This is a genomic window from Paenochrobactrum pullorum (assembly GCF_041929845.1).
Classification (GTDB): Bacteria; Pseudomonadota; Alphaproteobacteria; order Rhizobiales; family Rhizobiaceae; genus Paenochrobactrum; species Paenochrobactrum pullorum.
In genome coordinates, this window is sequence record NZ_JBHEEH010000001.1 from 44,122 (window position 1) to 67,889 (window position 23,768).

27 protein-coding genes are annotated in these 23,768 nt (G+C 49.3%); 13 read left to right on the forward strand and 14 right to left on the reverse strand.

Annotated elements, in window-relative coordinates:
• Positions 1 to 94: 94 nt before the first annotated feature.
• Positions 95 to 1,081: a cysteine synthase A gene (gene cysK / locus JNC77_RS00295; RefSeq protein ID WP_374828737.1), complete on the forward strand. Its 987-nt coding sequence runs from the start codon at positions 95 to 97 to the stop codon at positions 1,079 to 1,081.
• Between the two features lie 80 nt (positions 1,082 to 1,161).
• Here the strand turns inward: cysK and JNC77_RS00300 are convergent, their stop codons facing one another.
• From JNC77_RS00300 to JNC77_RS00330, 7 genes are all read right to left on the reverse strand, one after another.
• Positions 1,162 to 1,290 carry a hypothetical protein gene (locus JNC77_RS00300; protein WP_374828738.1) on the reverse strand — a complete coding sequence of 43 codons (129 nt, stop codon included), beginning with the start codon at positions 1,288 to 1,290 and terminating at the stop codon, positions 1,162 to 1,164.
• A 333-nt stretch (positions 1,291 to 1,623) separates the two neighbouring features.
• Positions 1,624 to 2,499: a 3-hydroxybutyryl-CoA dehydrogenase gene (locus JNC77_RS00305; RefSeq protein WP_374828739.1), complete on the reverse strand. Its 876-nt coding sequence runs from the start codon at positions 2,497 to 2,499 to the stop codon at positions 1,624 to 1,626.
• Positions 2,500 to 2,594: 95 nt separating this feature from the next.
• Positions 2,595 to 3,524 carry an electron transfer flavoprotein subunit alpha/FixB family protein gene (locus tag JNC77_RS00310; protein ID WP_374828740.1) on the reverse strand — a complete coding sequence of 310 codons (930 nt, stop codon included), beginning with the start codon at positions 3,522 to 3,524 and terminating at the stop codon, positions 2,595 to 2,597.
• 24 nt (positions 3,525 to 3,548) lie between these two features.
• Complete coding sequence (locus JNC77_RS00315; protein WP_374828741.1) at positions 3,549 to 4,298, reverse strand: electron transfer flavoprotein subunit beta/FixA family protein; 750 nt, start codon at positions 4,296 to 4,298, stop codon at positions 3,549 to 3,551.
• A 247-nt stretch (positions 4,299 to 4,545) separates the two neighbouring features.
• Complete coding sequence (locus JNC77_RS00320; RefSeq protein ID WP_374828742.1) at positions 4,546 to 5,124, reverse strand: cob(I)yrinic acid a,c-diamide adenosyltransferase; 579 nt, start codon at positions 5,122 to 5,124, stop codon at positions 4,546 to 4,548.
• Positions 5,125 to 5,127: 3 nt separating this feature from the next.
• Positions 5,128 to 5,325 carry a twin transmembrane helix small protein gene (locus JNC77_RS00325; protein WP_374828743.1) on the reverse strand — a complete coding sequence of 66 codons (198 nt, stop codon included), beginning with the start codon at positions 5,323 to 5,325 and terminating at the stop codon, positions 5,128 to 5,130.
• Positions 5,326 to 5,358: 33 nt separating this feature from the next.
• Positions 5,359 to 6,201 carry an SDR family oxidoreductase gene (locus JNC77_RS00330; protein WP_374828744.1) on the reverse strand — a complete coding sequence of 281 codons (843 nt, stop codon included), beginning with the start codon at positions 6,199 to 6,201 and terminating at the stop codon, positions 5,359 to 5,361.
• Positions 6,202 to 6,367: 166 nt separating this feature from the next.
• On the opposite strand from JNC77_RS00330, the gene JNC77_RS00335 reads away from it, so the two are divergent.
• Entirely contained in the window at positions 6,368 to 7,231 is an 864-nt protein-coding gene (locus JNC77_RS00335; RefSeq protein WP_374828745.1) for a YihY/virulence factor BrkB family protein, read from the forward strand.
• Between the two features lie 21 nt (positions 7,232 to 7,252).
• Here JNC77_RS00335 and JNC77_RS00340 read toward each other — a convergent pair whose 3' ends face one another.
• Positions 7,253 to 8,119 (reverse strand): DMT family transporter, encoded by an 867-nt coding sequence (locus tag JNC77_RS00340; protein WP_374828746.1) that lies wholly within the window; start codon positions 8,117 to 8,119, stop codon positions 7,253 to 7,255.
• 142 nt (positions 8,120 to 8,261) lie between these two features.
• On the opposite strand from JNC77_RS00340, the gene JNC77_RS00345 reads away from it, so the two are divergent.
• On the forward strand, positions 8,262 to 8,744 hold the full coding sequence (locus JNC77_RS00345) for a YaiI/YqxD family protein (protein ID WP_374828747.1): 483 nt from the start codon (positions 8,262 to 8,264) through the stop codon (positions 8,742 to 8,744).
• Positions 8,745 to 8,755: 11 nt separating this feature from the next.
• Here JNC77_RS00345 and tlpA read toward each other — a convergent pair whose 3' ends face one another.
• Positions 8,756 to 9,427 (reverse strand): thiol:disulfide interchange protein TlpA, encoded by a 672-nt coding sequence (gene tlpA, locus JNC77_RS00350; protein WP_374828748.1) that lies wholly within the window; start codon positions 9,425 to 9,427, stop codon positions 8,756 to 8,758.
• Between the two features lie 64 nt (positions 9,428 to 9,491).
• Between tlpA and argH the strand changes: the two genes are divergently transcribed.
• The 4 genes from argH to JNC77_RS00370 all read left to right on the forward strand — a co-directional run bounded on the left by argH (position 9,492) and on the right by JNC77_RS00370 (position 15,184).
• Positions 9,492 to 10,892, forward strand: a complete 1,401-nt coding sequence (gene argH, locus JNC77_RS00355; protein ID WP_374828749.1) for an argininosuccinate lyase — start codon at positions 9,492 to 9,494, stop codon at positions 10,890 to 10,892.
• Between the two features lie 77 nt (positions 10,893 to 10,969).
• Positions 10,970 to 11,161: an LPS translocon maturation chaperone LptM gene (gene lptM / locus JNC77_RS00360; RefSeq protein ID WP_374828750.1), complete on the forward strand. Its 192-nt coding sequence runs from the start codon at positions 10,970 to 10,972 to the stop codon at positions 11,159 to 11,161.
• 37 nt (positions 11,162 to 11,198) lie between these two features.
• Positions 11,199 to 12,464 carry a diaminopimelate decarboxylase gene (gene lysA / locus JNC77_RS00365; protein ID WP_374828751.1) on the forward strand — a complete coding sequence of 422 codons (1,266 nt, stop codon included), beginning with the start codon at positions 11,199 to 11,201 and terminating at the stop codon, positions 12,462 to 12,464.
• A gap of 161 nt (positions 12,465 to 12,625) precedes the next feature.
• Entirely contained in the window at positions 12,626 to 15,184 is a 2,559-nt protein-coding gene (locus JNC77_RS00370; RefSeq protein ID WP_374828752.1) for a TIGR02302 family protein, read from the forward strand.
• Between the two features lie 110 nt (positions 15,185 to 15,294).
• Here JNC77_RS00370 and hpt read toward each other — a convergent pair whose 3' ends face one another.
• On the reverse strand, positions 15,295 to 15,834 hold the full coding sequence (gene hpt, locus JNC77_RS00375; protein ID WP_374828753.1) for a hypoxanthine phosphoribosyltransferase: 540 nt from the start codon (positions 15,832 to 15,834) through the stop codon (positions 15,295 to 15,297).
• 411 nt (positions 15,835 to 16,245) lie between these two features.
• Here hpt and ftsE point away from each other — a divergent pair, with 411 nt between their 5' ends.
• The 5 genes from ftsE to ppa all read left to right on the forward strand — a co-directional run bounded on the left by ftsE (position 16,246) and on the right by ppa (position 20,261).
• A complete protein-coding gene (ftsE, locus tag JNC77_RS00380) occupies positions 16,246 to 16,905 on the forward strand; it encodes a cell division ATP-binding protein FtsE (protein ID WP_374828754.1) in 660 nt (219 codons plus the stop codon).
• Positions 16,898 to 17,896, forward strand: coding sequence for a cell division protein FtsX (locus JNC77_RS00385; RefSeq protein WP_374828755.1), 999 nt, complete (start codon positions 16,898 to 16,900; stop codon positions 17,894 to 17,896). The genes ftsE and JNC77_RS00385 overlap by 8 nt, the downstream gene beginning before the upstream one ends.
• Before the next feature lie 112 nt (positions 17,897 to 18,008).
• Complete coding sequence (locus tag JNC77_RS00390; protein WP_374828756.1) at positions 18,009 to 18,644, forward strand: YdcF family protein; 636 nt, start codon at positions 18,009 to 18,011, stop codon at positions 18,642 to 18,644.
• 142 nt (positions 18,645 to 18,786) lie between these two features.
• The gene (locus tag JNC77_RS00395) at positions 18,787 to 19,587 is read left to right on the forward strand and encodes a lysophospholipid acyltransferase family protein (RefSeq protein ID WP_374828757.1); all 801 of its coding nucleotides are present in this window, start codon (positions 18,787 to 18,789) and stop codon (positions 19,585 to 19,587) included.
• Between the two features lie 143 nt (positions 19,588 to 19,730).
• Positions 19,731 to 20,261, forward strand: a complete 531-nt coding sequence (gene ppa, locus JNC77_RS00400) for an inorganic diphosphatase (protein ID WP_374828758.1) — start codon at positions 19,731 to 19,733, stop codon at positions 20,259 to 20,261.
• Positions 20,262 to 20,330: 69 nt separating this feature from the next.
• Here ppa and JNC77_RS00405 read toward each other — a convergent pair whose 3' ends face one another.
• The 3 genes from JNC77_RS00405 to JNC77_RS00415 form a co-directional block, all read right to left on the reverse strand.
• Positions 20,331 to 20,636 (reverse strand): DUF167 family protein, encoded by a 306-nt coding sequence (locus JNC77_RS00405; RefSeq protein ID WP_445482841.1) that lies wholly within the window; start codon positions 20,634 to 20,636, stop codon positions 20,331 to 20,333.
• 2 nt (positions 20,637 to 20,638) lie between these two features.
• Complete coding sequence (locus tag JNC77_RS00410; protein WP_374828760.1) at positions 20,639 to 20,929, reverse strand: YggT family protein; 291 nt, start codon at positions 20,927 to 20,929, stop codon at positions 20,639 to 20,641.
• A gap of 130 nt (positions 20,930 to 21,059) precedes the next feature.
• Positions 21,060 to 21,590, reverse strand: a complete 531-nt coding sequence (locus JNC77_RS00415) for a gamma-glutamylcyclotransferase (protein WP_374828761.1) — start codon at positions 21,588 to 21,590, stop codon at positions 21,060 to 21,062.
• 125 nt (positions 21,591 to 21,715) lie between these two features.
• Here JNC77_RS00415 and JNC77_RS00420 point away from each other — a divergent pair, with 125 nt between their 5' ends.
• Positions 21,716 to 22,744 (forward strand): DUF2125 domain-containing protein, encoded by a 1,029-nt coding sequence (locus tag JNC77_RS00420; RefSeq protein ID WP_374828762.1) that lies wholly within the window; start codon positions 21,716 to 21,718, stop codon positions 22,742 to 22,744.
• Between the two features lie 72 nt (positions 22,745 to 22,816).
• On the opposite strand, the gene JNC77_RS00425 is transcribed toward JNC77_RS00420, so the two are convergent.
• Positions 22,817 to 23,767, reverse strand: coding sequence for a prephenate/arogenate dehydrogenase family protein (locus JNC77_RS00425; protein WP_374828763.1), 951 nt, complete (start codon positions 23,765 to 23,767; stop codon positions 22,817 to 22,819).
• Position 23,768 lies beyond the last annotated feature (1 nt).

Genomic DNA, 23,768 nt, shown 5'->3' on the forward strand with positions numbered 1-23,768 from the left:
GGTGAAAACTTGAGTTTATCCAAAGCAGGACTAAGATCACTGCCAATGTCACAAGAGATTTTACTCAAGGGTTCTAAGGTATAAGGATCTAACCATGTCGAAATCAGATAGCCAAACTTCAGATAAGCAAATCGGTCGCGGTCATGTTTACGACTCGATCCTTGATACGATCGGCAACACACCTTTGGTGCGGATTGACAAATTCGCCAAAGAAAATGGTGTTGTCGCCAACCTTCTCGTCAAGCTTGAATTCTTCAACCCATTAGCCAGCGTCAAAGACCGTATCGGTCTGGCATTGATCGAAGCACTGGAAGCGCAGGGCAAAGCCGTGCCAGGCCAAACAACATTAATTGAGCCAACTTCAGGCAATACCGGCATTGCTTTGGCTTTTGCAGCTGCTGCCAAAGGCTACCGCCTGATTTTGACCATGCCGGAAACCATGTCGGTTGAACGACGCAAATTGCTGAAATTCCTCGGTGCGGAATTGGTGCTGACGGAAGGCGCGAAAGGCATGAAAGGTGCGATTGCCAAGGCCGAAGAATTGGCTGAAAGCACACCGTATGCCATTATTCCTCAGCAGTTTGAAAATCAGGCCAACCCTGAAATTCACCGCAAAACCACAGCAGAAGAAATCTGGAACGACACCAATGGTGAAGCCGACATCCTGATTTCCGGTATTGGTACCGGCGGCACCATCACCGGCGTGGGACAAGTTTTGAAAGCGCGTAAACCTGAATTTAAAGTGGTTGCGGTTGAACCAAAAGATTCGCCCGTTCTTTCCGGCGGCGCGCCGGGCCCGCATAAAATTCAAGGCATTGGTGCAGGCTTTGCACCAAAGACTTTGGACACTGAAGTCTACGACGAAATCATTCAGGTTTCCAATGAAGACTCATTTGCCAAATCACGTGAACTGGCACGCGTTGAAGGTATTCCGGTTGGTATTTCATCGGGCGCGGCACTAACCGCTGCTATCGAAGTTGGTAAACGTCCCGAAAACAAGGGCAAGAATATCGTTATCATCATTCCTTCATTTGCCGAACGTTATCTGTCGACCGCTTTGTTTGAAGGTCTCGACGACTAATCTTTTCAATCATTAGCATAAAGAAAAAGCCCGGTTTCGATTACGACCGGGCTTTTATTTAAGATAGTCTGACATGCTACTCATCGTGCACCACGCGCTGCACAAGCAGGTCCCGGACCACGCATATAATGACGTTCCGGACGATAGCTTGGCACCACGAATTCACGAATAACGTTCATACTTGCAAAAATTTGAACCAAAATGCCCATCACTTTCACCCTTGATATCTTCATCCATATACAACCAATGATGCGTTAATTTTTTTACGCTCTCATTAATCAAATATTTAACATTTAAAGATGAATACACACTGAACAGCTCTGGTTAATGAAATCTTAAATCAGGTTTCATTGATTGTTATCCACAATCAGAAAATAAAAAATGGCGCTAAAGCGTGTCGCACTTAATCGTATCCACTGTGCTCGCTCTAGCGTTTTGTTTTTATGCATGTCTTTATCCCAAAACCGGTGCCCACTTTTGGGAGACATGCTTTAAATGCATAAGCACCAGCGCCATTAGAATTCGTAACATACGATCCGAACTTAACGTGTCGGCACTGGCTCATCACCACGGTAATCATAGAAACCACGGCCTGCTTTACGCCCCAGCCATCCAGCCTCTACATATTTGACCAACAGTGGGCACGGGCGATATTTGCTATCCGACAATCCGTCATAAAGAACCTGCATGATCGACAAGCATGTGTCGAGACCAATAAAATCAGCGAGCTGCAATGGCCCCATCGGATGATTGGCACCAAGGCGCATCGCAGTGTCGATTGAATCCACCGAACCGACACCTTCATAAAGCGTATAAATCGCCTCATTAATCATCGGCAGCAAAATTCGGTTGACGATAAAGGCCGGAAAATCTTCCGCTACAGTGATGGTTTTATCCAGCGACTTTACGAAAGCTTGTGCTTCCTTGAAGGTGACTTCTTCGGTCGCAATGCCGCGCACCAGCTCAACCAGTTTCATCACTGGCACAGGATTCATAAAATGAATGCCCATGAAACGCTCCGGACGGTCAGTGGTTGCCGCCAGTCGGGTGATGGAGATGGATGAGGTATTGGTCGCTAGAATCGCTTCCGGATTAAGGATTGGACAAAGGGAAGCAAAGATTTTTCGTTTGACATCTTCATCTTCGGTTGCGGCTTCAATCGCCAGATCAACGCCAGCCAGTTCCTCCATGGATTTGGCGGGCACGATTTTTTTCATCGCTTCACTGCGCTGCGCATCTTCCAGCTTACCGGAAGCAACCTGACGCGCCATATTGCCATTGATAGTGGCAATACCTTTTTCCAAACGGTCGGCATCTGCATCATGCAACAGCACTGTATATCCGGCGAGCGCACATACATGTGCAATTCCGCTGCCCATTTGTCCGGCACCGATAATTCCAACTGACTTAATCGCCACCGTAACACTCCTCCGTTTAAACGCCCCGCTGTCATTCAGTCAGGGCTAAAACCGTTGATAAAATTTGTCAGAACCAAGCTGGTTCTGACAAAAAATTAAAGCGCTTTTTCCAGTTCCGGCAAGATCGTAAAGAGATCGCCCACCAGACCATAATCAGCCACCTGAAAAATCGGTGCTTCTTCGTCTTTGTTGATCGCAACAATAACTTTTGCATCCTTCATACCAGCCAGATGCTGAATGGCACCGGAAATACCAGCCGCGATATAAAGTTCAGGTGCAACCACTTTACCGGTCTGCCCCACCTGCCAATCATTAGGCGCGTAGCCTGCATCCACTGCCGCGCGCGATGCACCAACAGCTGCACCAAGCTTGTCTGCCAAAGGCAAGATCACTTCGTTGAACTTCTCTTCAGAACCAAGCGCACGACCGCCCGAAACAATGATCTTCGCAGATGTCAGCTCAGGACGTTCACCGCCTGATAAATCTGCACCAACAAAAGAAGACAGAGCCGGATCAGCCACAGCTTCAACAGTTTCAATCGCCGCAGAACCACCAGTGCCAGCGGCAGAGAAAGAAGCACTACGCACAGTGATAACTTTTTTGGCGTCAGTCGACTGTACGGTTTGAATGGCATTGCCAGCATAGATCGGACGCTTGAAAGTATCCGCCGAAACCACTTCCATGATTTCGGAAATCTGCGCCACATCAAGCAAAGCTGCCACGCGTGGCAAAATGTTTTTAGCGCTTGTGGTGGCTGCAGCAATCACCGTGTCATAACCATCGGAAAGCTTAATGATCAGCGCCGCCACTGGCTCTGCCAAGCGATGTTCCAACGCATCGGATTGAGCCAGCAGAACTTTACGCACACCTTGAAGTTTTACTGCCTGATCGGCAACGCTTTGCGCATTTTGACCGGCAATCAGAATATCGACATCCCCACCAATCGCCTGTGCAGCGCTCAGTGCTTTTGCGGTCTGGTCGGACAAGGTCGCATTATCATGTTCAGCAAACAGAAGAATAGCCATCAGTATAAATCCTTGATCCTTAACTTACAGAACGCCAGCTTCGTTTTTGAGCTTTTCAACCAGCTCGGCAACGGAAGCCACTTTGACGCCAGCCTTGCGGCCGCCCGGTTCTTCTGTTTTCAAAACCTTCAAGCGCGGTGCAATATCGACACCAAAATCAGCCGGTGATTTCTCATCCAGCGGCTTTTTCTTCGCCTTCATAATATTCGGCAAGGACGCATAACGCGGCTCATTTAAACGCAGATCAACGGTTACAATTGCCGGTAGTTTGACATTGATTGTCTGCAAGCCGCCATCAACTTCACGCGTTACTGTTGCTTTACCATCGCCAAGCTCGAGCTTGGAAGCAAATGTTGCCTGCGCCCAGTTGAGAAGCGCTGCCAGCATCTGGCCGGTCTGATTGCTGTCGTCATCAATGGCTTGCTTGCCCAAAAACACCATATTCGGCTGTTCGGCTTCAACAACGCCCTTTAACACCTTGGCAACGCCTAAAGGCTCGACCTGATCATCGGTTTTAACCAGAATGGCACGGTCGGCGCCCATCGCCAGCGCGGTGCGCAATGTTTCCTGTGCCTGAGCCGGACCAATTGAAACAACGACGATTTCAGAAACGTGACCAGCTTCTTTCAAACGGATTGCTTCTTCAACCGCAATCTCATCAAACGGATTCATCGACATTTTTACATTGTTCAGTTCAACGCCGGTTCCGTCAGGTTTGACACGGATATTGACGTTGTAATCGACGACACGTTTGACTGCGACGAGGACTTTCATCCACATAACCTTTCATTTCATCAATGCAGCAAAATGATAATTGTCACTTCGCTTAAACATCCTGCTGGCATCTTCATCCGATTTCACCACCATCAGAAGCCTGTTCACACAATTGATGAGTTTGGCGATAAATTTTACTGAAACGTAATGACGCTTCATCTATCCGTCAATCAGATAACGCTGAAAGCCGCATTAAAGATAACGGTTCTTTGCTGACGCTGATTTTTATCAGCATTTTTAGCTTCTCTTAACGGTTTTGGCCCGGCACCCACAAAACATCAAGCGCGCCATTATCGTTCACCGCACGCGATGCGACAAAGAAAAAATCCGACAGACGATTGATATATTGCAAGGCCTCGCGGGAGACGACCTCGCCTTCAATATCGCTCAATGCCACCATCAGACGTTCGGCACGTCTTGAAACAGTGCGTGCCAAATGCAGCATCGCGGAAGCCGCTGACCCACCCGGCAAAATGAAAGAACGCAGTGGTGCCAGATGAGCATTCAACGCATCAATATCGGCTTCCACGCGTTCCACTTGGGAGGCCACAATGCGCAAAGGCTCATATGGTAACACTGTACCATCATCAGGTGCGGAAAGATCAGCGCCCAAATCAAACAGATCATTTTGAATACGCGACAGCATCGCATCCACTTCCGGATAGGCTTCCAGATGCAAGCGCGCCATGCCGACACAAGCATTGGTTTCATCCACCGTGCCATAGGCTTCAACGCGCAGATCACTTTTCTTGCGGCGCGCGCCAATGGTCAGCCCTGTGGTGCCATCATCGCCGGTGCGGGTATAAATCTTGTTGAGCTTGACCATGGATTAACCTGCATGACGACTGAAATAAATGGTTGCAAAGATCAGCACCAATGCGATGAACTGCAAAAAAATGCGCAATTGCATCATCTTGTTGGAATAGTGCCCGTCGCCGCCACGCATCATATTGCGCAAACCTAAAAACAGCACGAAGGCAACAGCGGCCATCGCAAGCATCGCGCCATATTTTAATAGAGAATCCATCATCCACCCATTATGTTTATCACTGTAAGACGTTTATGACTGGCCTGACAGCATTCTATAGAACCAGCGCATCGGCATAAAACGCTGCGCAATGACGCCAAGCTTCGCCGGACGTGTCACCAAATAATGTGGCCGTGGTTTAGCTGCATCCAATGCATGCAGCAATACATCAAAAACCGCTTCAGGACCAAGCTTGTCTTTTGACTGTTTGCCACCCGATTTCAATTTCTGCATCTGGCGCAAATACAGATCATGATGAACCGATGCCGCCATATCAATATGTTTTTCGGCCTGTTTTGCCGCATTATAGGTAAATTGCGTGGCAATCGGCCCCGGCTCGATCAATGATACCTCAATGCCGGTGCCTTGCAATTCCATTCTTTGCACCAGCATCAAGCCTTCCAGCGCATATTTGGATGCCACATAAGCACCGCGCCATTTCATCGGCACACGCCCCAAAATAGAAGAGCAATGCACAATACGGCCATAACCTTGACGGCGCATCACCGGCACGATTTTACGCGTCAAACTATGCCACCCGAAGAAATTGGCTTCAAACAACTCACGAAGCGCATCAACCGGCAAATCTTCCACCGCAGCAGGCAGAGCATAAGCACCATTATTATAAAGCGCATCGAGAGTGCCGCCGGTTTTCTCCAGCACAGTGTTCACCAGCGCTTCAATGGAGGCTTCATCTCTGTAATCAAAATAAAAAGCCTCCAACCCGTCGCGCTCCAGCACCTCGATATCTTCCGGCTTACGGGCGGTTGCAAAAACCCGCCAACCACGGGTTTTCAATTCGCGCGCTGCATAAGCGCCAATGCCTGACGAGCAGCCAGTGATGATAATGGTCTTTTGTCGCGCGGTCGCCGTCAAAACTTCTGATCCTTCATGCGCCAAAACTTGGCTAAAACTTATCAAATCTTTCGGCAAAGCCATTAAACGATTCGATTAAGACTTTCTTTCTTACAACAGTCATGCCAGACCTGAAGTGAAGATTTAAGCAATACGAGTGCCGGATATTAAGGGTAAGCTCAGAGATATGCGAAGAGTAAAAACGTTTCTGACCAAAGTTATTTTTGATGCCGTTGGTCATTTTAACTCCGATGACGGCTGGGCTTTTGCCAGTCATATTACGCTTTCCGGCCTGATGGCATTATTTCCGTTTTTGATCTTTGCCACAAGCCTTGCTTCCTTTTTAGGTGCAAAAGCTTTTGCTGATACGGCCGTGCATATCGTTTTTGATATCTGGCCGTCCGCAATTGCGGGGCCGATTGCCAACGAAGTGCAAAACGTCCTAACCGTACAACGCAGTGGTCTTTTGACATTGAGTGTTATTGCTGCCGCTTACTTTGCATCCAATGGTGTGGAAGCTTTGCGCATTGCACTTAACCGCGCCTATCGTGTGACCGACACCCGCTCCATCATCTTCTGCCGCCTGCAAAGCTTGGGCTTTGTAATTATCGGCACGATGGCATTACTGGTCATCAGTTTCCTGTTGATTTTGGCGCCTCTTGCCTTCCGCATTGCGGTGCAATGGTTTCCCGATATTGAACTCTTTGCCGGTACCATCAGCTTCTGGCGTTATTTCATTGCTGTTACCGTACTGATCTTGGCGCTCTTTATCGTCCATATCTGGCTGCCGGCCGGCAAACGTACTTTCGGTGACATTCTTCCCGGCATTGTGCTGACCCTGATTGCTTGGCTCGCCGGTGCGATGGCCTTTGCAAAATATCTTGAAACATTTGCCAATTACGTCACCACCTATGCCGGTCTTGCTTCGATCATGGTGGCAATTGTGTTTCTGTATATGATTTCCGCGATCTTCATTTTGGGCGCGGAAATCAACACGGCAATCATGAATTACCGCAAACGCGACCAGCAACCGGAACTATCAGTCAACTAACCGCTCTATCCGCAAACCCCGTCAGGCTTTACGCTTCATGCTGGTCAGCGCCACCCCAATGGTGGTGATCAGCATGCCTGCAATTTGCAGCATGTTAAGCGTTTCGCCAAACAGGATATAGGCCATAATAGCGGCCGCTGCCGGTACCAGATAAAATAGCGACGAGACTTTCGATAAAGCGCCCTCACGGATCATCACCATCAAAGCAAGTACGGCACCCACCGAAATTGCCACTGTCAGCCATATCAGGGCGAAAATCAGTTCCGGTGCCCACACAATCGTTCCCGTTTCAAATAGAATGGCGCAGACCAACGTGAACAATCCCGCCGCCAAATATTGAATGGCTGTCCCCGCCTTCAAATCCATCGCGCTGCCATAGCGCTTTTGCCAGACGGTGCCAGAGCTGATCGATACAACCCCGATAAAAGCTGCAATCAATGTCACAGGGTCAATCGCATCAGAACCGGCTGCAAGCTTCGGCGAGATCACCATGGCAACACCGATAAAGCCCGCCAGCAGCCCTAAAATTTGCTGCTGTTTGATGCGCTCACCCAAAAACATTGCGGCAATCAACAGCGTCACCATCGGTTGCAAACCAGAAACCAGCCCTACGATACCGGCAGGCAGACCATGACGCACCGCCCAAAAAATGGCCGATAAATAAATGGCATGGATCAGCAAGCCTGTCACACCCGCCTGCATAAAAGCTTTTCGCCTTGGCCAGACAACGCCAGTGGCCAAAGCCCAGACCGTAAAAATCAATCCGGCAAAAAGAAAACGCATGGTCATGAAGCTGAACGGCTCGGCATAAGGCATCGAAAGCCCTGCACCAATAAAACCAGTCGCCCACAAAAACACAAACAACACCGGAAACAAGCGGACCAACATGATTTTACCTTGCACGCTACAATAACAAACCTCGTCATTAATCATGCGTCAAAGACTGATCCAAGTTATTTCTGGTCATTGATTGCATCCGGCACAGCAGTGTGACCTTGCAGCCATAGTCATTAACTGGCATTGCTGCTGCATGAGTGAAGATAATAATCAAATCATCGTCTTGGTGGACGCCGATGCTTGTCCGGTAAAGGCGGAAATATATAAAGTTACCGAGCGTCACGGTGTTAAAGTGCTGCTTGTCGCCAATAGCTATATGATGATCCCGCGCGACGTGCCCCATGTCGAACGCGTTGTTGTACCTAGCGGCCTTGATGTGGCTGATGATTGGATTGCAGAACGCGCCAGAGCAGGCTCGATTGTCATTACCGCCGATATTCCGCTGGCCAGCCGCTCGGTCAATGCCGGTGCCATCACCATTGCCCCCAACGGCAAACTGCATACGGCAAATAATATCGGCAATACGCTGGCCACCCGCAATCTGATGGACAGTCTACGCTCTTCCGGCCAGATCACCGGCGGCCCTGCCCCGTTTTCTCCGCGTGATCGCTCCAGCTTTTTGTCAAGCCTCGAAGAGGCAATCACACGGCTCAAAAGAGAAGGCTTTAAAACTTAAGGCGCCCTCACTTAAAACGCTTTGGCAGCCTCGATCAATTTGATCGCTTCGGGGCTGTCCCATTCGGCAGGGCCATTCATCGATGAAATCTGGCAGCCATCTTTATCAATCACCAACGTCACCGGCAGGCCAAAAGCCAGACTTTTACGCTTCAGATCATTAAAACTTTTTAAGCTTGCATCACGATAAAGCGCCAGATGTTCAACGCCGATTTCATTTAAAAAGCCAACCGGATTGGTGTTGTCGCCGGTATCAATATTAACGGCCACCACTTCAAAATCATCGCCGCCCTGCATCTGCTGCAACTGATCAAGGGCAGGCATTTCTTCGCGGCACGGCGCGCACCATGTTGCCCATAAATTGACAAGCAGCGTTTTGCCTTTGAAATCCCCAAGAGTCATTTTCTTGCCCTCGGCATCTGAAAATTCCAGATGCGCCAGCGAAATTGGCTTGTCGGCTGCACGCATGGCAGCAACAGTTCCGCCTGCTGCAGCGTCGAGATTTTGCAAGGTACCCGCTTTTGCCGCACAAAACTTGTCCTGATCACTGTTTCCTGTGGCAAAGTTCGCGCTAATATCATTGCCAGAAGGGCGTTCCATCACGTATACCGCCCCTACACCGGCGAGGATACCTGCGACGGCTGCCAGTATGATGATTCTCGGTTGTCTCAGAATATTGGTCATCAGTCGCTGTTTCCTGCCATTTCGTCTTATATTAGTTTTACCGTTAAGCCTGAGGCATACGAGCATGAGCGAACAAAAATCAAGCAACCAGATGTGGGGTGGCCGTTTTGCCTCAGGACCCGATGCGATTATGGAAGAGATTAACGCATCTATCAGTTTTGACCAAAAACTCTATGGTCAGGATATTCGCGGCTCTATTGCTCATGCCAATATGTTGGTTAAATCCGGCATTATTGCAGCCGAAGATCACAGAAAAATCACTGACGGACTGAAAGCTGTTTTGGCCGAGATTGAAAGCGGCAAATTCACTTTCTCCCGCAAGCTTGAAGACATTCACATGAATGTTGAAGCACGTCTTGCCGAACTGATCGGCGCCTCCGCCGGTCGTTTGCACACTGCCCGCTCCCGCAACGATCAGGTGGCGCTTGATTTCCGTCTTTGGGTTAAAGAAGAACTGGAAAAAACAGCCTCAGCGTTGAAAAACCTCAGCGAAGCGTTTTTGGAACGTGCCGAAGAACATGCAGCCACCGTCATGCCGGGCTTTACCCATCTGCAAACCGCTCAGCCTGTTACCTTCGGTCATCATTGCATGGCCTATGTGGAAATGTTCGGCCGCGATCTCTCGCGTGTACGTGATGCGATTGAACGCATGAACGAATCACCGCTTGGCGCAGCCGCTCTTGCCGGAACCGGCTTTCCAATTGATCGTCACATGACCGCAGAAGCACTTGGCTTCCGTGAGCCAACCCGCAACTCCATCGACAGTGTTTCCGACCGCGACTATGCGCTGGAGTTCCTCTCTGTTGCTGCGATCTGCGCCACTCATCTTTCGCGTCTGGCTGAAGAAATCGTCATCTGGTCGACACCGCAGTTTAACTTTGTGCGCCTGTCCGATGCATTCTCCACCGGCTCCTCCATCATGCCACAAAAGAAAAATCCGGATGCAGCCGAATTGGTTCGCGCTAAAACCGGACGCATCACCGGCTCGCTCGTTGGCCTTCTGACTGTGATGAAGGGTCTGCCGCTGGCCTATTCCAAAGATATGCAGGAAGATAAAGAAGCCGTCTTTGATGCAGCGGAAACTTTGGAACTCAGCATTGCAGCCATGAGCGGAATGGTGCGTGACATCACCATCAACACCGCTTCGATGAAAAAGGCCGCAGGCTCCGGCTATTCCACCGCCACTGATCTGGCTGATTGGCTGGTTCGTGAACTGGGCATGCCTTTCCGTGAAGCGCATCATGTCACTGGTCGTGCCGTTGCTGCCGCCGAAGCCAAAAAGGTTGACCTCTCCAAACTCAGCCTTGCCGAGTTGCAGGACATTCATTCGGGCATTACGGATGCCGTATTTGATTTCCTCACCGTAGACAAATCAGTAAAAAGCCGTCAGTCTTTCGGTGGAACTGCCCCGCAAGAAGTGCGCCGTCAGATCCGTTATTGGAAAAAGCGGATTGTTAAAGCCTGACTTTCAGGTTCTAACCGTTAACAGGCAGCTTCGAGAACACGTTTTAAGGGTTAAACCCAAGCTTTAAAGGTCATACAATGACGAGCCGGAAAGTTATTTTCACCGCACTGGTCACACTGCTTATCGCAGGCACGCTCTCCGCTTGTGGTCGCAAGGGCCCGCTGGAGCCGCCTCCGGCTTCCATTGTTACCGATGAATACGGACGTGCAGAACCGGCTCCCAAACCTGCCAAGGATGAACCATTCATCCTTGACAAGCTGATCCCCTAAGCACTTTTAACCACTTCAATTTTAAGGGCTAAAGTCCGTGAACCATTTTGAATATCAAGACGGCGTGCTTCACGCTGAAGGTGTGAAGATCTCCGACATTGCCGATGCTGTCGGCACGCCATTTTATTGCTATTCCCGCGCAACCATCGAGCGTCACTTCCGCGTTTTCTCGGAAGCTTTCGCTGATATGCAGCCATTGGTCGCCTATGCGCTGAAAGCCAATTCCAATCAGGCCGTGCTCAAAACATTGGCTAAAATGGGCGCTGGTGCCGATACGGTTTCTGAAGGCGAAATGCGCCGTGCACTTGCCGCAGGTATCCCTGCCAATAAAATTGTTTATTCAGGCGTTGGAAAATCGGCGCGTGAAATGGACTTCGCACTGAACGCAGGCATTTACTGCTTCAATGTGGAATCCGAACCGGAACTGGAATTATTGTCTGAACGCGCTGTCCGTTTGGGCAAAGTGGCGCCCGTTTCTTTGCGCATCAACCCAGATGTGGATGCCAAGACACACGCCAAAATCTCCACCGGTAAATCCGAAAATAAATTCGGCATTCCGCGTGTTCGTGCGCGTGAAGCCTATAAGCGTGCGGCCGAACTTCCCGGAATTAAAGTCACCGGTATCGACATGCATATTGGTAGCCAGATCATTGATCTGCAACCGTTTGACGATGCTTTTGCATTACTGGCGGACTTGGTGCGCGAATTACAGGCCGACGGCCATCAGATCGACCATGTCGATATGGGTGGCGGCCTTGGTATTCCTTACCGCGACGACAACAACCCGCCGCCATTACCGGATGCTTATGCTGAAATCGTCCGCAAACATATCCGCCCGTTAGGTTTGAAAGCTGTTTTTGAACCAGGTCGCCTGATCGTCGGCAATGCCGGTATTCTGGTCACGGAAGTGATTTACGTCAAAGATGGTGATGCTAAAAACTTCATCATTGTTGATGCGGCTATGAATGACCTCATTCGCCCGACACTTTATGAAGCCTATCACAATATCCGACCGGTAGTGAAAGCCGACGATAATGTACCACGCATTCATGCCGATTTTGTTGGCCCTGTATGCGAAACCGGTGATTATCTGGGTGTTGACCGCGAAGTAGCACGTCCAAATCCGGGTGATCTGATTGCTGTTTCGACAGCCGGTGCTTATGGCGCGGTGCTTTCCAGCACTTACAACAGCCGTCTGCTCATACCGGAAGTTCTGGTCGATGGCGATCGCTTCCATGTTGTGCGTCCGCGCAGCAGCTATGAAGACCTGATCTCCCAAGACAGCATTCCTGATTGGTTATAATCAGCAATCAAAACCTATCCGGCCGTTATGATCCGGATAGGTAGCCTCTGGCATCTTCGCGCAAATTGCATGTATTTTTTTACGGCCTAGCCTCGTCTTTGCCATGATGCATGTTATTGTTGCACCAATGACACGACCAAGGCGCAGCCGGAAAGATGAGAATGGCTTTTTCTGACCACAAGCCAAAGGACGAATTCGCGAAAATACGCCTGCGTGTATTTTTAACGATGTTGTTCGAGCGTATGTGGCCGCTTTTATTGCCGCTTCTTATTTCGCTGGCGCTTTTGGCGATTTTAAGCTGGTTCGGGCTGTTCAATCACATGCCCTACTGGCTGCATCTGACTGTGCTCAGCCTGTTATTCGTGGTGGCGCTTGTCACTGTCTTTTTGCCGGCACGTGTACGTATCCCCACCGAAAGCGAAGTCAATCAGCGCATTGAAAGCATCAACGCGCTGTCGCATCAGCCGCTGCGGGTACAATCTGACCATATGGCGATCGGTGATGATGATCCTTTGGCGCAAGTACTCTGGCACGAACATCAGCGCCGCATGGCGAGCCAACTTAAAAACCTGCAATCCGGCCTTCCCGATACCCGCATTGCCGAGCGTGACCCGCTCGGTATCCGCGCCTTGGTATTGTTATTGCTCGTCACCTCATTTGCTTTTTCTTACGGCTCCAACGGTGGCCGCCTCACAGACATGGTTCATTTGCCCGAAGCCAAAGAGCAAGTAGCAGCCCGCATTGATGCATGGGTGACACCGCCACGCTATACTGGCAAAGCACCGATTTTTTTAAATGCCGAGAGCGATGAACAGGCAGAAATCACCGTACCGCAAGGCAGCATTTTTTCATTGCGTGTAAGCGGCAGCGCCCGCGAATATCTGATTGCCGAAGATGCCAGCGGCAAAAACGAAACCATTCAACCTGAACTGGCTGAAGATGAAGCGGAGCAGGGCAAAACCAAGCCATCAGGTGACACACGCAATTTTCAATATGAATTGCATGATAGCCAGACGATGAAACTGACGGTCAATCACCGCAGCCAATCATGGAAATTTGCCGTTACGCCAGATAAAGCACCCCAAATCAGCTTTACCAAAACACCGGATCAAGCCCGCAACGGCACTTTGCAGCTACATTACAAAATTACCGATGATTATCCGGTTGCCTCAGCTTATGCCGAAATTACCCCGCTTGGTGCCGATGATCATGAGGTTTTGATGCTTTATGAAGCACCGGAACTGGCACTCAATTTGCCGCGTAAAGGCTCAGAAGATGCAAGCACCAACAAAGATCTGACCACCCATCCATGGGCTGGCAGTGAAGTGGAACTGACCCTCGTGGTCAATGATCAGGCTGGTCAGGTCGGCTATAGCGAAACCCGCGCCATCACCCTGCCCGAACGGATTTTTACCAATCCGTTGGCTAAAGCCATTATTGAGCAGCGTCGCATTCTGGCAATGGATGCCATGCAAAATGAACGGGTTTTGGATATGCTGGATGCGGTGATGCTGCGCCCTGCCGATACGATCAAAAATGCAGGACATTTCTTGGGACTTCGCACCATCCGCACCCGTTTGAGCCTTGCCCACTCCGAAGATGATTTGCGCAATGTTGTCGATTATATGTGGGAAGTGGCGCGCGGTATTGAAGATGGTTATTTATCGGACGCAGAAAAACGCTTGCGTATGGCACAAGAAGCCTTGCGAAATGCGATTGAAAACGGTGCTTCGCAGGAAGAGATTGCCAAACTTTCCAATGAACTGCGCGAAGCGATGGCCGCATTCTTGAAAGAATTTGCGAAAACCCAGCAAAACAATAAAAATCCTGCCTTGCCACCCAATGCCAATGTGCAGACTTTAACCGATAAAGATCTGCAAAACATGATGGACAGAATTGAAAATCTGGCTCGTCAAGGCTCGCGTGATGAAGCGCAGGAGTTGTTGTCACAACTGGAAAACCTGATGAACAACCTGCAAATGGGTCAAGGCCAAGCGCAAGGTCAAAACGGGCAAAATGGCCAAAATGGTCAGAGCCAGCAAAGCCAGATGCAAAACCAGATGAACAAGCTGGGCGAACTGATGCGCCGGCAACAGCAGACGATGAATGAGACATTCTCTCTCGATCAACGTATGCAGCAGCAATTCGGCGATAATGATGAAGACTTCTTCTCTGAAAATGAAGATGCGGAAACAACCCAGCCGCCGCTTTCGCCTGATATTGAAGAAACAATGAAAAACCTGCAACGACAGCAGAAACAATTGCAGTCCGACCTGAAAAAGCTCTCGGAAGACCTGAAAGCACTAGGTATTGATCCGTCGAAAGAGTTTAAAGACGCAGAAAAATCCATGGGCAATGCCGGTGAAGCTTTGGGCCGTAATGAAAGTGCGCAGGCCAATGATGATCAGGGCTCAGCACTTGATGCATTACGCCGTGGTAGCCGCGACATGATGAAGAAAATGCAGGAAGCCATGGGGCAAGGCGAAGGTCAGGGTCAGGGACAAAACGGCCGGCAAGGCGAAAGTCAGGCTGGCAAAGATCCACTTGGCCGCAACCAGGGGCAGACCGGCCCAGATTTTGGCAATGACACCAAAGTGCCTGGCGAAATCGACATTCAGCGTGCGCGGGAGATTTTGGATGAAATCCGCCGCCGCCTTGGTGATGCTCTCAGCCCGCAGATGGAAAAAGACTATCTGGAGCGCCTGCTGAAATTTGATTAAAACACACCTCTAAAAGTGTGAAGGCGTTTTCGAAAATAAGACGCGCGTCATAACAAAAATGCCGCTGTGATCATCACAGCGGCATTTATTCTGATAAAACAGATAAAACTTTATTCGTCCATGACGCGTCCGACATAAGGCAGCTGGCGGAACGCATGCGCCACATCCATACCGTAGCCGACAACGAAATAATCAGGGCATTCAAAAGCTACGAAATCGGCTTCAATATCCATTTTACGGCGTACCGGTTTATCCAGCAACACAGCAATGCTGACACTGCGTGCACCGCGTTCCAGCATCAAATCACGCACAAAGGTAAGCGTCTTGCCGGATTCGAGAATATCATCGATCAACAGAACGTCTCGATCTTTGACAACGCTGTCGATATCACGCAACAAACGCACTTCACCACTGACTTTACCTGTTCCGTATGATGAAACTGTGATGAATTCCACATCCGGCTCCACACCAGCTTCATGCATTGCGCGGATCAGGTCTGCGGCAAAAATGAATGAACCTTTGAGAATGGATACAGTCAAAAGATCATGAAAATTGCGGTCTGCGATACCGCGCGCAAGTTCAATATTGCGGTCCGCAATCTGTTCGGCACTGAACAGTACTTCAAGTGTCTTGCCGCCGACTTCTGGCATCGTGCCGGTTCTCCGTAAGTAAAAAAAAATAAAGGGCTGCGAAAGCATTCACAGCCACTATCTCAACGCCGTATATAGCATGTTTTTACGAAAAAACACCTGTTCTCGTCATATAAGCTGTATTTTTTGCATATCACTGCAACCAAACAGATCATCTGCTACTTGCACAGAGCAAAGCAAAAGAAACCAACTGAGCGGCAACGACCTCGACTAGAAAATAATTTGTCTGCACCATAATAAAATCTGTTTTTGCATGCAGGTAGCAAACTGTTCGTTTTCAAAATCTTCAATGCCCAAAATTTGAGACTTTTTAAACAGCAAAAACATCATCAATTAACCAAAGGTTAACCATCAAGCGCAATGGTCATAACCGATAAGGTTGAACGAGACATACCTCAAGGAAAATACGCGGTGATTCGCTTCGAAAAAGTCGGTTTGCGATATGGCATGGGGCCTGAAGTCCTGCGGGATGTCAGCTTCCACATACCCCCGCGCTCGTTCCAATTTTTAACCGGTCCTTCAGGTGCAGGTAAAACATCGCTATTGCGTCTTTTGTTCATGGCGATGAAACCAACGCGCGGGCTGGTTAATATTTTCGGCAAAGATATCAGCGGTCTTGACCGCAAGGAAATCCCGTTGCTGCGCCGTCGCATCGGCATTGTATTTCAGGATTTCCGCCTGCTTGATCATATGACAACTTATGAAAATGTGGCATTGCCGCTGCGTGTACGCGGCAAAGAAGAAGCCACCTATCGTGCCGAAGTGGAAGAACTGCTGCACTGGGTAGGCCTTGGCGACCGCATGCATGTATTGCCACCAATTTTATCAGGCGGTGAAAAGCAACGCGTTGCTATTGCACGTGCATTGATCGACCAGCCTGAACTGCTGCTTGCTGATGAACCGACCGGCAATGTTGACCCGCCGCTTGCCAAACGCTTGTTGCGTTTATTTGCTGAATTAAACCGCTCCGGAACCGCTGTTATCATCGCGACACATGATCTGACATTGATGGATCAGGTGGACGCCCGACGCATGATTCTGGATCAGGGCAGGCTTGATATTTATGACTAGACGAACAAAACTCAGCGACCAGTTTTATGATCTGAAAGAGCTGCTCTTTGTAGCTGTCGGTAAACGCAAGCGTAAACAAGGCCCGACACCGATTGTGCCGGACGGCAGTGTCACCGGCACAGCTCTGGTTATCGTCATTGCGATCATGACCTTTTTGGCCTGCCTCACACTTGGCGGTGTCACATTGGTGCGCGATTCCGCCACCACATGGCAAAGCCAGATCGCGCGTGAAGCAACTATTCAAATCCGTCCGCTTGAAGGGATTGATATTGAAAAATCCTTGGTAGATGCCAGCCAGATTGCACAAACTTTTGCCGGTGTGCTCGGCACCCGCATTATTGATCGTGCCGCCACTGCGCGTCTGCTGGAGCCTTGGCTCGGCACTGGTCTTGATCTGGATGAATTGCCGGTTCCGCGTCTGGTCGTCGTCACCATTGATGAAAACGCACCACCTGATTTTGCCGCTATGCGCGCAGAACTTGTCAAACAAATTCAAGGCGCCAGCTTTGATGACCACCGCACATGGATTGACCGTCTTGCTTCGATGGCGCACACCACCGTCTTCATCGGTGTTTGTGTGCTGACACTTGTTATGTCCGCAACAATCCTTACCGTGATTTTTGCCACCCGTGGTGCGATGTCCGGCAATGGCCATATTATTGAGGTGCTGCATTTTATCGGTGCCGAATCCCAAACCGTCGCACGGGAATTTGAATGGCACTTTTTCCGCACAGCCCTTAAAGGTGCTCTCTGTGGCGGTGCTTTTGCCATGGCAATTTTCTTTATCGTTTCATGGTGGTCAAACAATCGTATGGCCACACCCGAGGGTGATCAGGCCGCAGCCATGTTTGGAAATTTTGTCATCGGGCGCGAAGGCTATATTGGTGCCGCCATCATCATATTTATGGTCAGTTTGCTTACCATGCTGACAAGCCGCATCACCGTCATCCGCCAACTATCACAGATGGACGGACCAGGGACTTCGGTTTAATCTGGCTACTCACAAGATGATCATAACCGTATTTTTCGCAACCAGAACCGCGCAGTGATTATGCTCCATTTGCCTTTTCCATCTGACTGCCGCGTTAAAAGGGACTAATCCTATGATGTCCCTTATCAAGCGAATTTTGCGACGGTTTCGGCCCATATCAGTTATTCTTCTTTCCTGCATTGTAGTTCTGACGGTTGGCTTTTTCGTCTTCAGCGAAAAAGTCGGCAATATGTTTCCGCCAGAAGATCTGAAACCCGCAGACGGAATCATCGTTTTGACCGGTGGAAAAGCACGTCTTGATGTGGCAATCGAACTGTTGCAGGACAAAATGGGGCAAAGGCTGTTGATCAGTGGTGTACATCCGACCACCAATAAAAAAGCCTTGCAACGCGTAACCATTGCCAATGAAAGATTGCTCGATTGCTGCATAGATCTCGACAGATCAGCACTCAATACCATTGGAAATGCCACAGAAAGTGCACAATGGATCCGCGCGCATAATTATAAGCGCGTGATTGTAGTGACCAATAATTACCACATGCCGCGCTCTATTTTGGAGCTTTCACGGCTTATGGATGATGTTGAATTCATTCCTTATCCGGTGGTCAACAGCGATTTGCGCAATACCAACTGGGTGATACAAGGCGATATGATCCGCGTCCTCGTCACCGAATATATCAAATATCTCGGCGCGCTTTTTCACCTGACCGAGCTCTCTTATTTTGGTGGCCCTGCACAAGACCCGTAACAAACACAAGATTAAAACTGTCCTGCCTTATCTGCACAGATGCTATGAAAACATAAATCTGGCAATTTCCCGATAATGTCTGTAGGAGTTTTTGCTGTCCCGATATTTTGTCATCAGCACTCAGGAGACTGACTGAATAATTATGCTTACTGCGATCAGGTCACTTCTGTTTAATTTCTTTTTCTACCTGAGCATGATCATTCAAATGATCCTGTGGACACCGGTTTACTTTCTTATGCCGCGTAAAAAAGCATGGTTCGTGCCCAAATTCTGGGCGCGCAGCAGTCTTTGGCTACAAAAGAAAATTGCCGGCACCGGCATCATCATTGAAGGCTTGGAAAACATTCCGGCAGGCGCTTACATCGTCGCACCCAAACATCAATCCTTTTGGGATGTGTTTGCATTTCTGCCGTATCTTGACGATCCGGTAATGATCCTGAAGCGCGAGCTGATGCGTATTCCTGTTTTCGGCTGGTATGTCGCCAAGATGGAAATGATCCCTGTTGATCGCGGCTCCCGTGTCAAGGCGCTTAAATCCATCACGACAGGAGCCGAAAAAGCCATTGCTGAAGGCCGTCAGGTGCTGATCTATCCGGAAGGCACACGCCGTGCACCGGGTGCAGAGCCGCAATATAAATATGGCGTTGCCCATCTTTATGCAGAGCTCAACCTGCCAGTGCTGCCGATTGCCCATAATGCTGGTCTCTATTGGCCGCGCCGCTCGATTTTCCGCTATCCCGGTGCCATTCGCGCCCGAGTGTTGCCGGTTATTCCCGCAGGTCTTGATAAACATGAATTTCTGGAGCGCTTGACCCGCGATACAGAGACTGCTTGCGATGAATTGCTGATTGCAGCCGCACAAGAAAAGAACCCGCCGCCCATGCCGCCGACAGCCGTTACACGGCTGAAAGAACTCGGCTTTCCGGTCAAGTCAAATCATTAATCCTCCCAACCCATAACATTCATCAGATAGCGGCTCATATGCCATCAAGCACATAATGACAATTCGCCGCTTTTTTCATTATTCGTTTTTGTTGCGCGAAGCCATGAAACCCGATATCAGAACGCCAAACGAAAGGATACGTCATGAATATTGATGCCATTTCCATCGGCTCCAATCCTCCCGAAGACGTCAACGTCATCATTGAAGTTCCGGTCGGCGGACATCCCATTAAATATGAGATGGACAAAGATGCAGGTGCACTGATCGTTGACCGCTTCCTCTATACGCCGATGACCTATCCGGGTAACTACGGCTTTGTTCCGCACACATTGTCAGATGACGGCGATCCGATCGACGTTTTGATCTGCAATACCCGTCCGCTGATTCCTGGCTGCGTGATCAATGTTCGCCCGATCGGCGTTCTGGTCATGGAAGACAATGCCGGCAAGGACGAAAAAATCATTGCTGTGCCATCACCGCACCTGACCCGTCGTTATGAAAAAATTCATGACTACTCAGACCTGCCGGAAATCACCTTGCAGCAGATTTCACATTTCTTCGAACATTACAAAGATCTCGAACCTGGCAAATGGGTCAAGATCGGCGAATGGGGCGATGAAGATTACGCACGCAAGCTGATTGTTGAAGCGATTGAACGCGCTAAAGGCGCTTAAAATTTCGCAAATGATTTGAAAAAATAAAAAACTGCCGATTTTCGCCGGCAGTTTTTTTATGCGTTCATTTTAACTGAACTGATCAAGGCGCTTTGCGAGTATTTCCGGATCACCACTGATGAAAATCTGTTTAATCCTTGAGGTCGCACCCGCATCGACCGAAACAGTGCTTGCCGGTACTTGCAAGCTTTTTGCCAGCAGCTTTTCCAGCGCTTTATTGGCAAGCCCTTTTTCCGGCACTGCCCGCACCCTTGCACTTAAATAACAACGTTCGTCAGCGCTTGTAATAACGGTTTCAACCGCATCTTTAGAAGCTTTGGGCGTAAGACGCACAAAAAGCGTCACGCCCTCTTTTTCAAGCCGGTAAAAACTTATGCTCACAGCACCATCGGCAGCAGTGTTGTCCACATAAAGCGACGGATGAAGAAAATGATGAAAAGCAGAATAACCGGCGAAATATCAATGCCGCTCAGTTGCGGCAAAATATTGCGGATCGGGCGTAATACCGGCTCGGTCACTTTAAACAAAAACTCACCAATTGAGGCGACAAAACGATTGCTCGAATTGATCACATTGAAAGCATAGAGCCACGAAAAAACCGCACTGGCGATAATAATCCATGTATAAAGATTGAGCGCCATATCGATTGTTTCAAATAATGCGATCATGCGTATCTCCTGAAAGAGGTATGACTTGAAGTCAAAGACATTTTTAAAAGCGCCATCAGATAATGATCGCTCTGATTTTGTCATTATTTAGCTGCTGCTTGATGGCAGAACAAGGGCTAAACCTGCAAATTCACTGTGTCAGCCGCGCCTGCACATGTTGCCAGATCATTTCCAATCCTTCATCTGCAACGCCTATCTGTTCTAAATGCTGCAATGTGGCTTTGACATATTCGTGGTTTGGCCCCGCATTGCCTGAAGCCGATGCCACAATATCGGCGGCAAGTTCAACCGCCATCGGATGAGCATATTGCACATGATTACAATCTGCCACATAGACAATTGCCTCAGCATTTTCGCCGTTAACCAGCTCAATTGCCTGTAACTTTTCAAGATAAACATTGTTGACCTGCTCGCGCTCGCGCAAATAGTCCACAACCTGCTGGCTTGCATCTTCTGCGATTTTAAAAGCCATGCCATCACAAAACCCACCTTCATCCAAGCCCAGCACCAGACCGGGCTTTTCAGCTGTTCCACGGTAAACATGCGAATAAATGCAAAGACTGCGATGAAATCCGTGCAAACGTGCCCGTTTGCTTTCCACAAAATCAAATCCCGGCCGCCACATCAGCGAGCCATATCCAAATACCCAAAAATCTTTCATAGTATTTTATCAATCATTAGGCTGGTCTCATTGCGAAGCGCTGTTATGTTACGCTACAAACATCCGTCAGATATGTTTGCAAATCAATCTGTAACTTCAGCGATTGAGCACAAGGCCGTTTTATAATGTCAGTGATACCCCCTGCGACACCACCTGCCGGTCCCTCGGGCAAAAAGTTGAAGCTGTTCTATATCCTGCTCGCAATTGTCGCTGCCCTTTATACAATTGGCTGGTTTTATCTGGCTAATAAGGTTGAAACACGCGCAGCCCACGACCTTAAAGCCCTCACCCAAAAAGGCATCAATGTTCAATGTGAAAACCTGAAAACCAGCGGTTTTCCGCTGAAGCTGGATGTGGTATGCGAAAGCATTTCCTGGCAACAAAAATCCGAGGCCATCAGTTTTTCAGCTGGTCACTTTAGTTCCGGTTCTGCGATTTATGCGCCGCTGTCTCTCAACAACCAGTTGACCGGCCCTGCCTTCATCACTTTTCCGGGTCTTCAGCCACTGGAAATCAATTGGAGTAGCTTTTCTTCCAATGCACGGCTCGCGCAGCCCTTCCCGACAAAGATTTCAGTGAAAAGTTTTGATTTGGAAGTTGGACTGCGAACCGAACCAACCGCCAGCGAGCTTTTATCCAAATTGGAAGAACTGGAAATCAAACTTTCCAATGTGGACAATAATTTTAATCTTGATAGCCGTTTCGCCGGACTGGAATTTGCGCCGCAACTGACCAACCGCAATAAAATGCCGGCTATCGACGGCCTGCTTAACATCACATTATTCAATGCAAAAAATCTGATTGATAACCGTAATCAACCACTCACCGAAAGTCTGCGCGGCCAGTCGGGTGAAATTAAGCAAGTGCTAATTTCGCTCTCCAATGGTGCAATTATTTCGCTCAGCGGCCCCTTCTCGATTGATTATGATGGCGAGATCAACGGCCATATTAAAATTGCGCTGACCAACCCGCCAGCCCTTGCACAAGCCGCTCAAGCACTCTTCCCACAGGAAAGCAACAATATCACAACGCTGCTTTTTGCAATTTCTGCCATGCCGAAAGATGAAAACGGTAATCCGACGCTGGATGTCACCATCAAAGACGGTAAAGCCAATGCAGGCTTTATCCCGCTTGGTCGTCTGCCACCCCTGTGATCATTTTCAAGCAAAATAAAAAAGCCGCCTCTTTCATCAAAGAGGCGGCTTTTTTTAATTAAAATACAGCAATCAGTTTTTTGCCTGTTCTTTAGCAGGCTCTTTCACAGCCGCCTGGCGGCCAAAGTCCGGCGCATCCACTTCTTGTCCGGCATCAATAATACCGCGGCGCACATCGCGCGTACGACTGAAGAGATCGTAAAGCGCATCACCATCACCCCAGCGGATCGAGCGTTGCAACGAAGCCAAATCTTCCGAAAAACGACCAAGCATTTCCAGAATAGCGTCTTTATTATGCAGGCACACATCGCGCCACATGGTCGGGTCGGAAGCTGCTAAGCGGGTAAAGTCACGAAAACCCGATGCGGAATATTTAATCACTTCCGACTTGGTCACGCGCTCCAGATCGTTGGCCGTACCGACAATATTATAAGCAATTAAATGTGGCAGATGTGAAACAATCGCCAGCACCAGATCATGATGCTGCGGCTCCATATGATCAAGGCGCGAACCGCAGGCTTCCCAGAAGGCCGATAGCTTGTCGAGTGCTGCTTTATCCGTATCCGGCAGTGGTGTCAGAATGCACCAGCGATTGATAAAGAGATCGGCAAAACCGGCATCAGGACCGGAATATTCCGTTCCGGCAATCGGATGTCCCGGAATGAAATGCACGGTATCGGGCAGTTCCGGTTGCATCTGCTCAATCACAGAAGCCTTGGTGGAGCCCACATCCGTGACAATGGCTCCCGATTTAAGCGAGCCGGCAATCTGGCGTGCAACCGCACCGGAAGAGCCTACCGGCACAGAGATGATCACCAAATCGGCATCGCGCACAGCTTCGGCGCTATCTGTCGTGTAGGCATGCCCCAGTTGCAACTCTTCTGCGCGTTTGAGCGTTTCCGCGCTGCGGCTAGCGATGGTTACATGGTTGGCCAAGCCCTCGCGCTGAATAACCCGCGCCAAGGAAGACCCGATCAGGCCAATGCCGATAAGTGTGATTTTGTTAAATTGTGGTTCAGACATT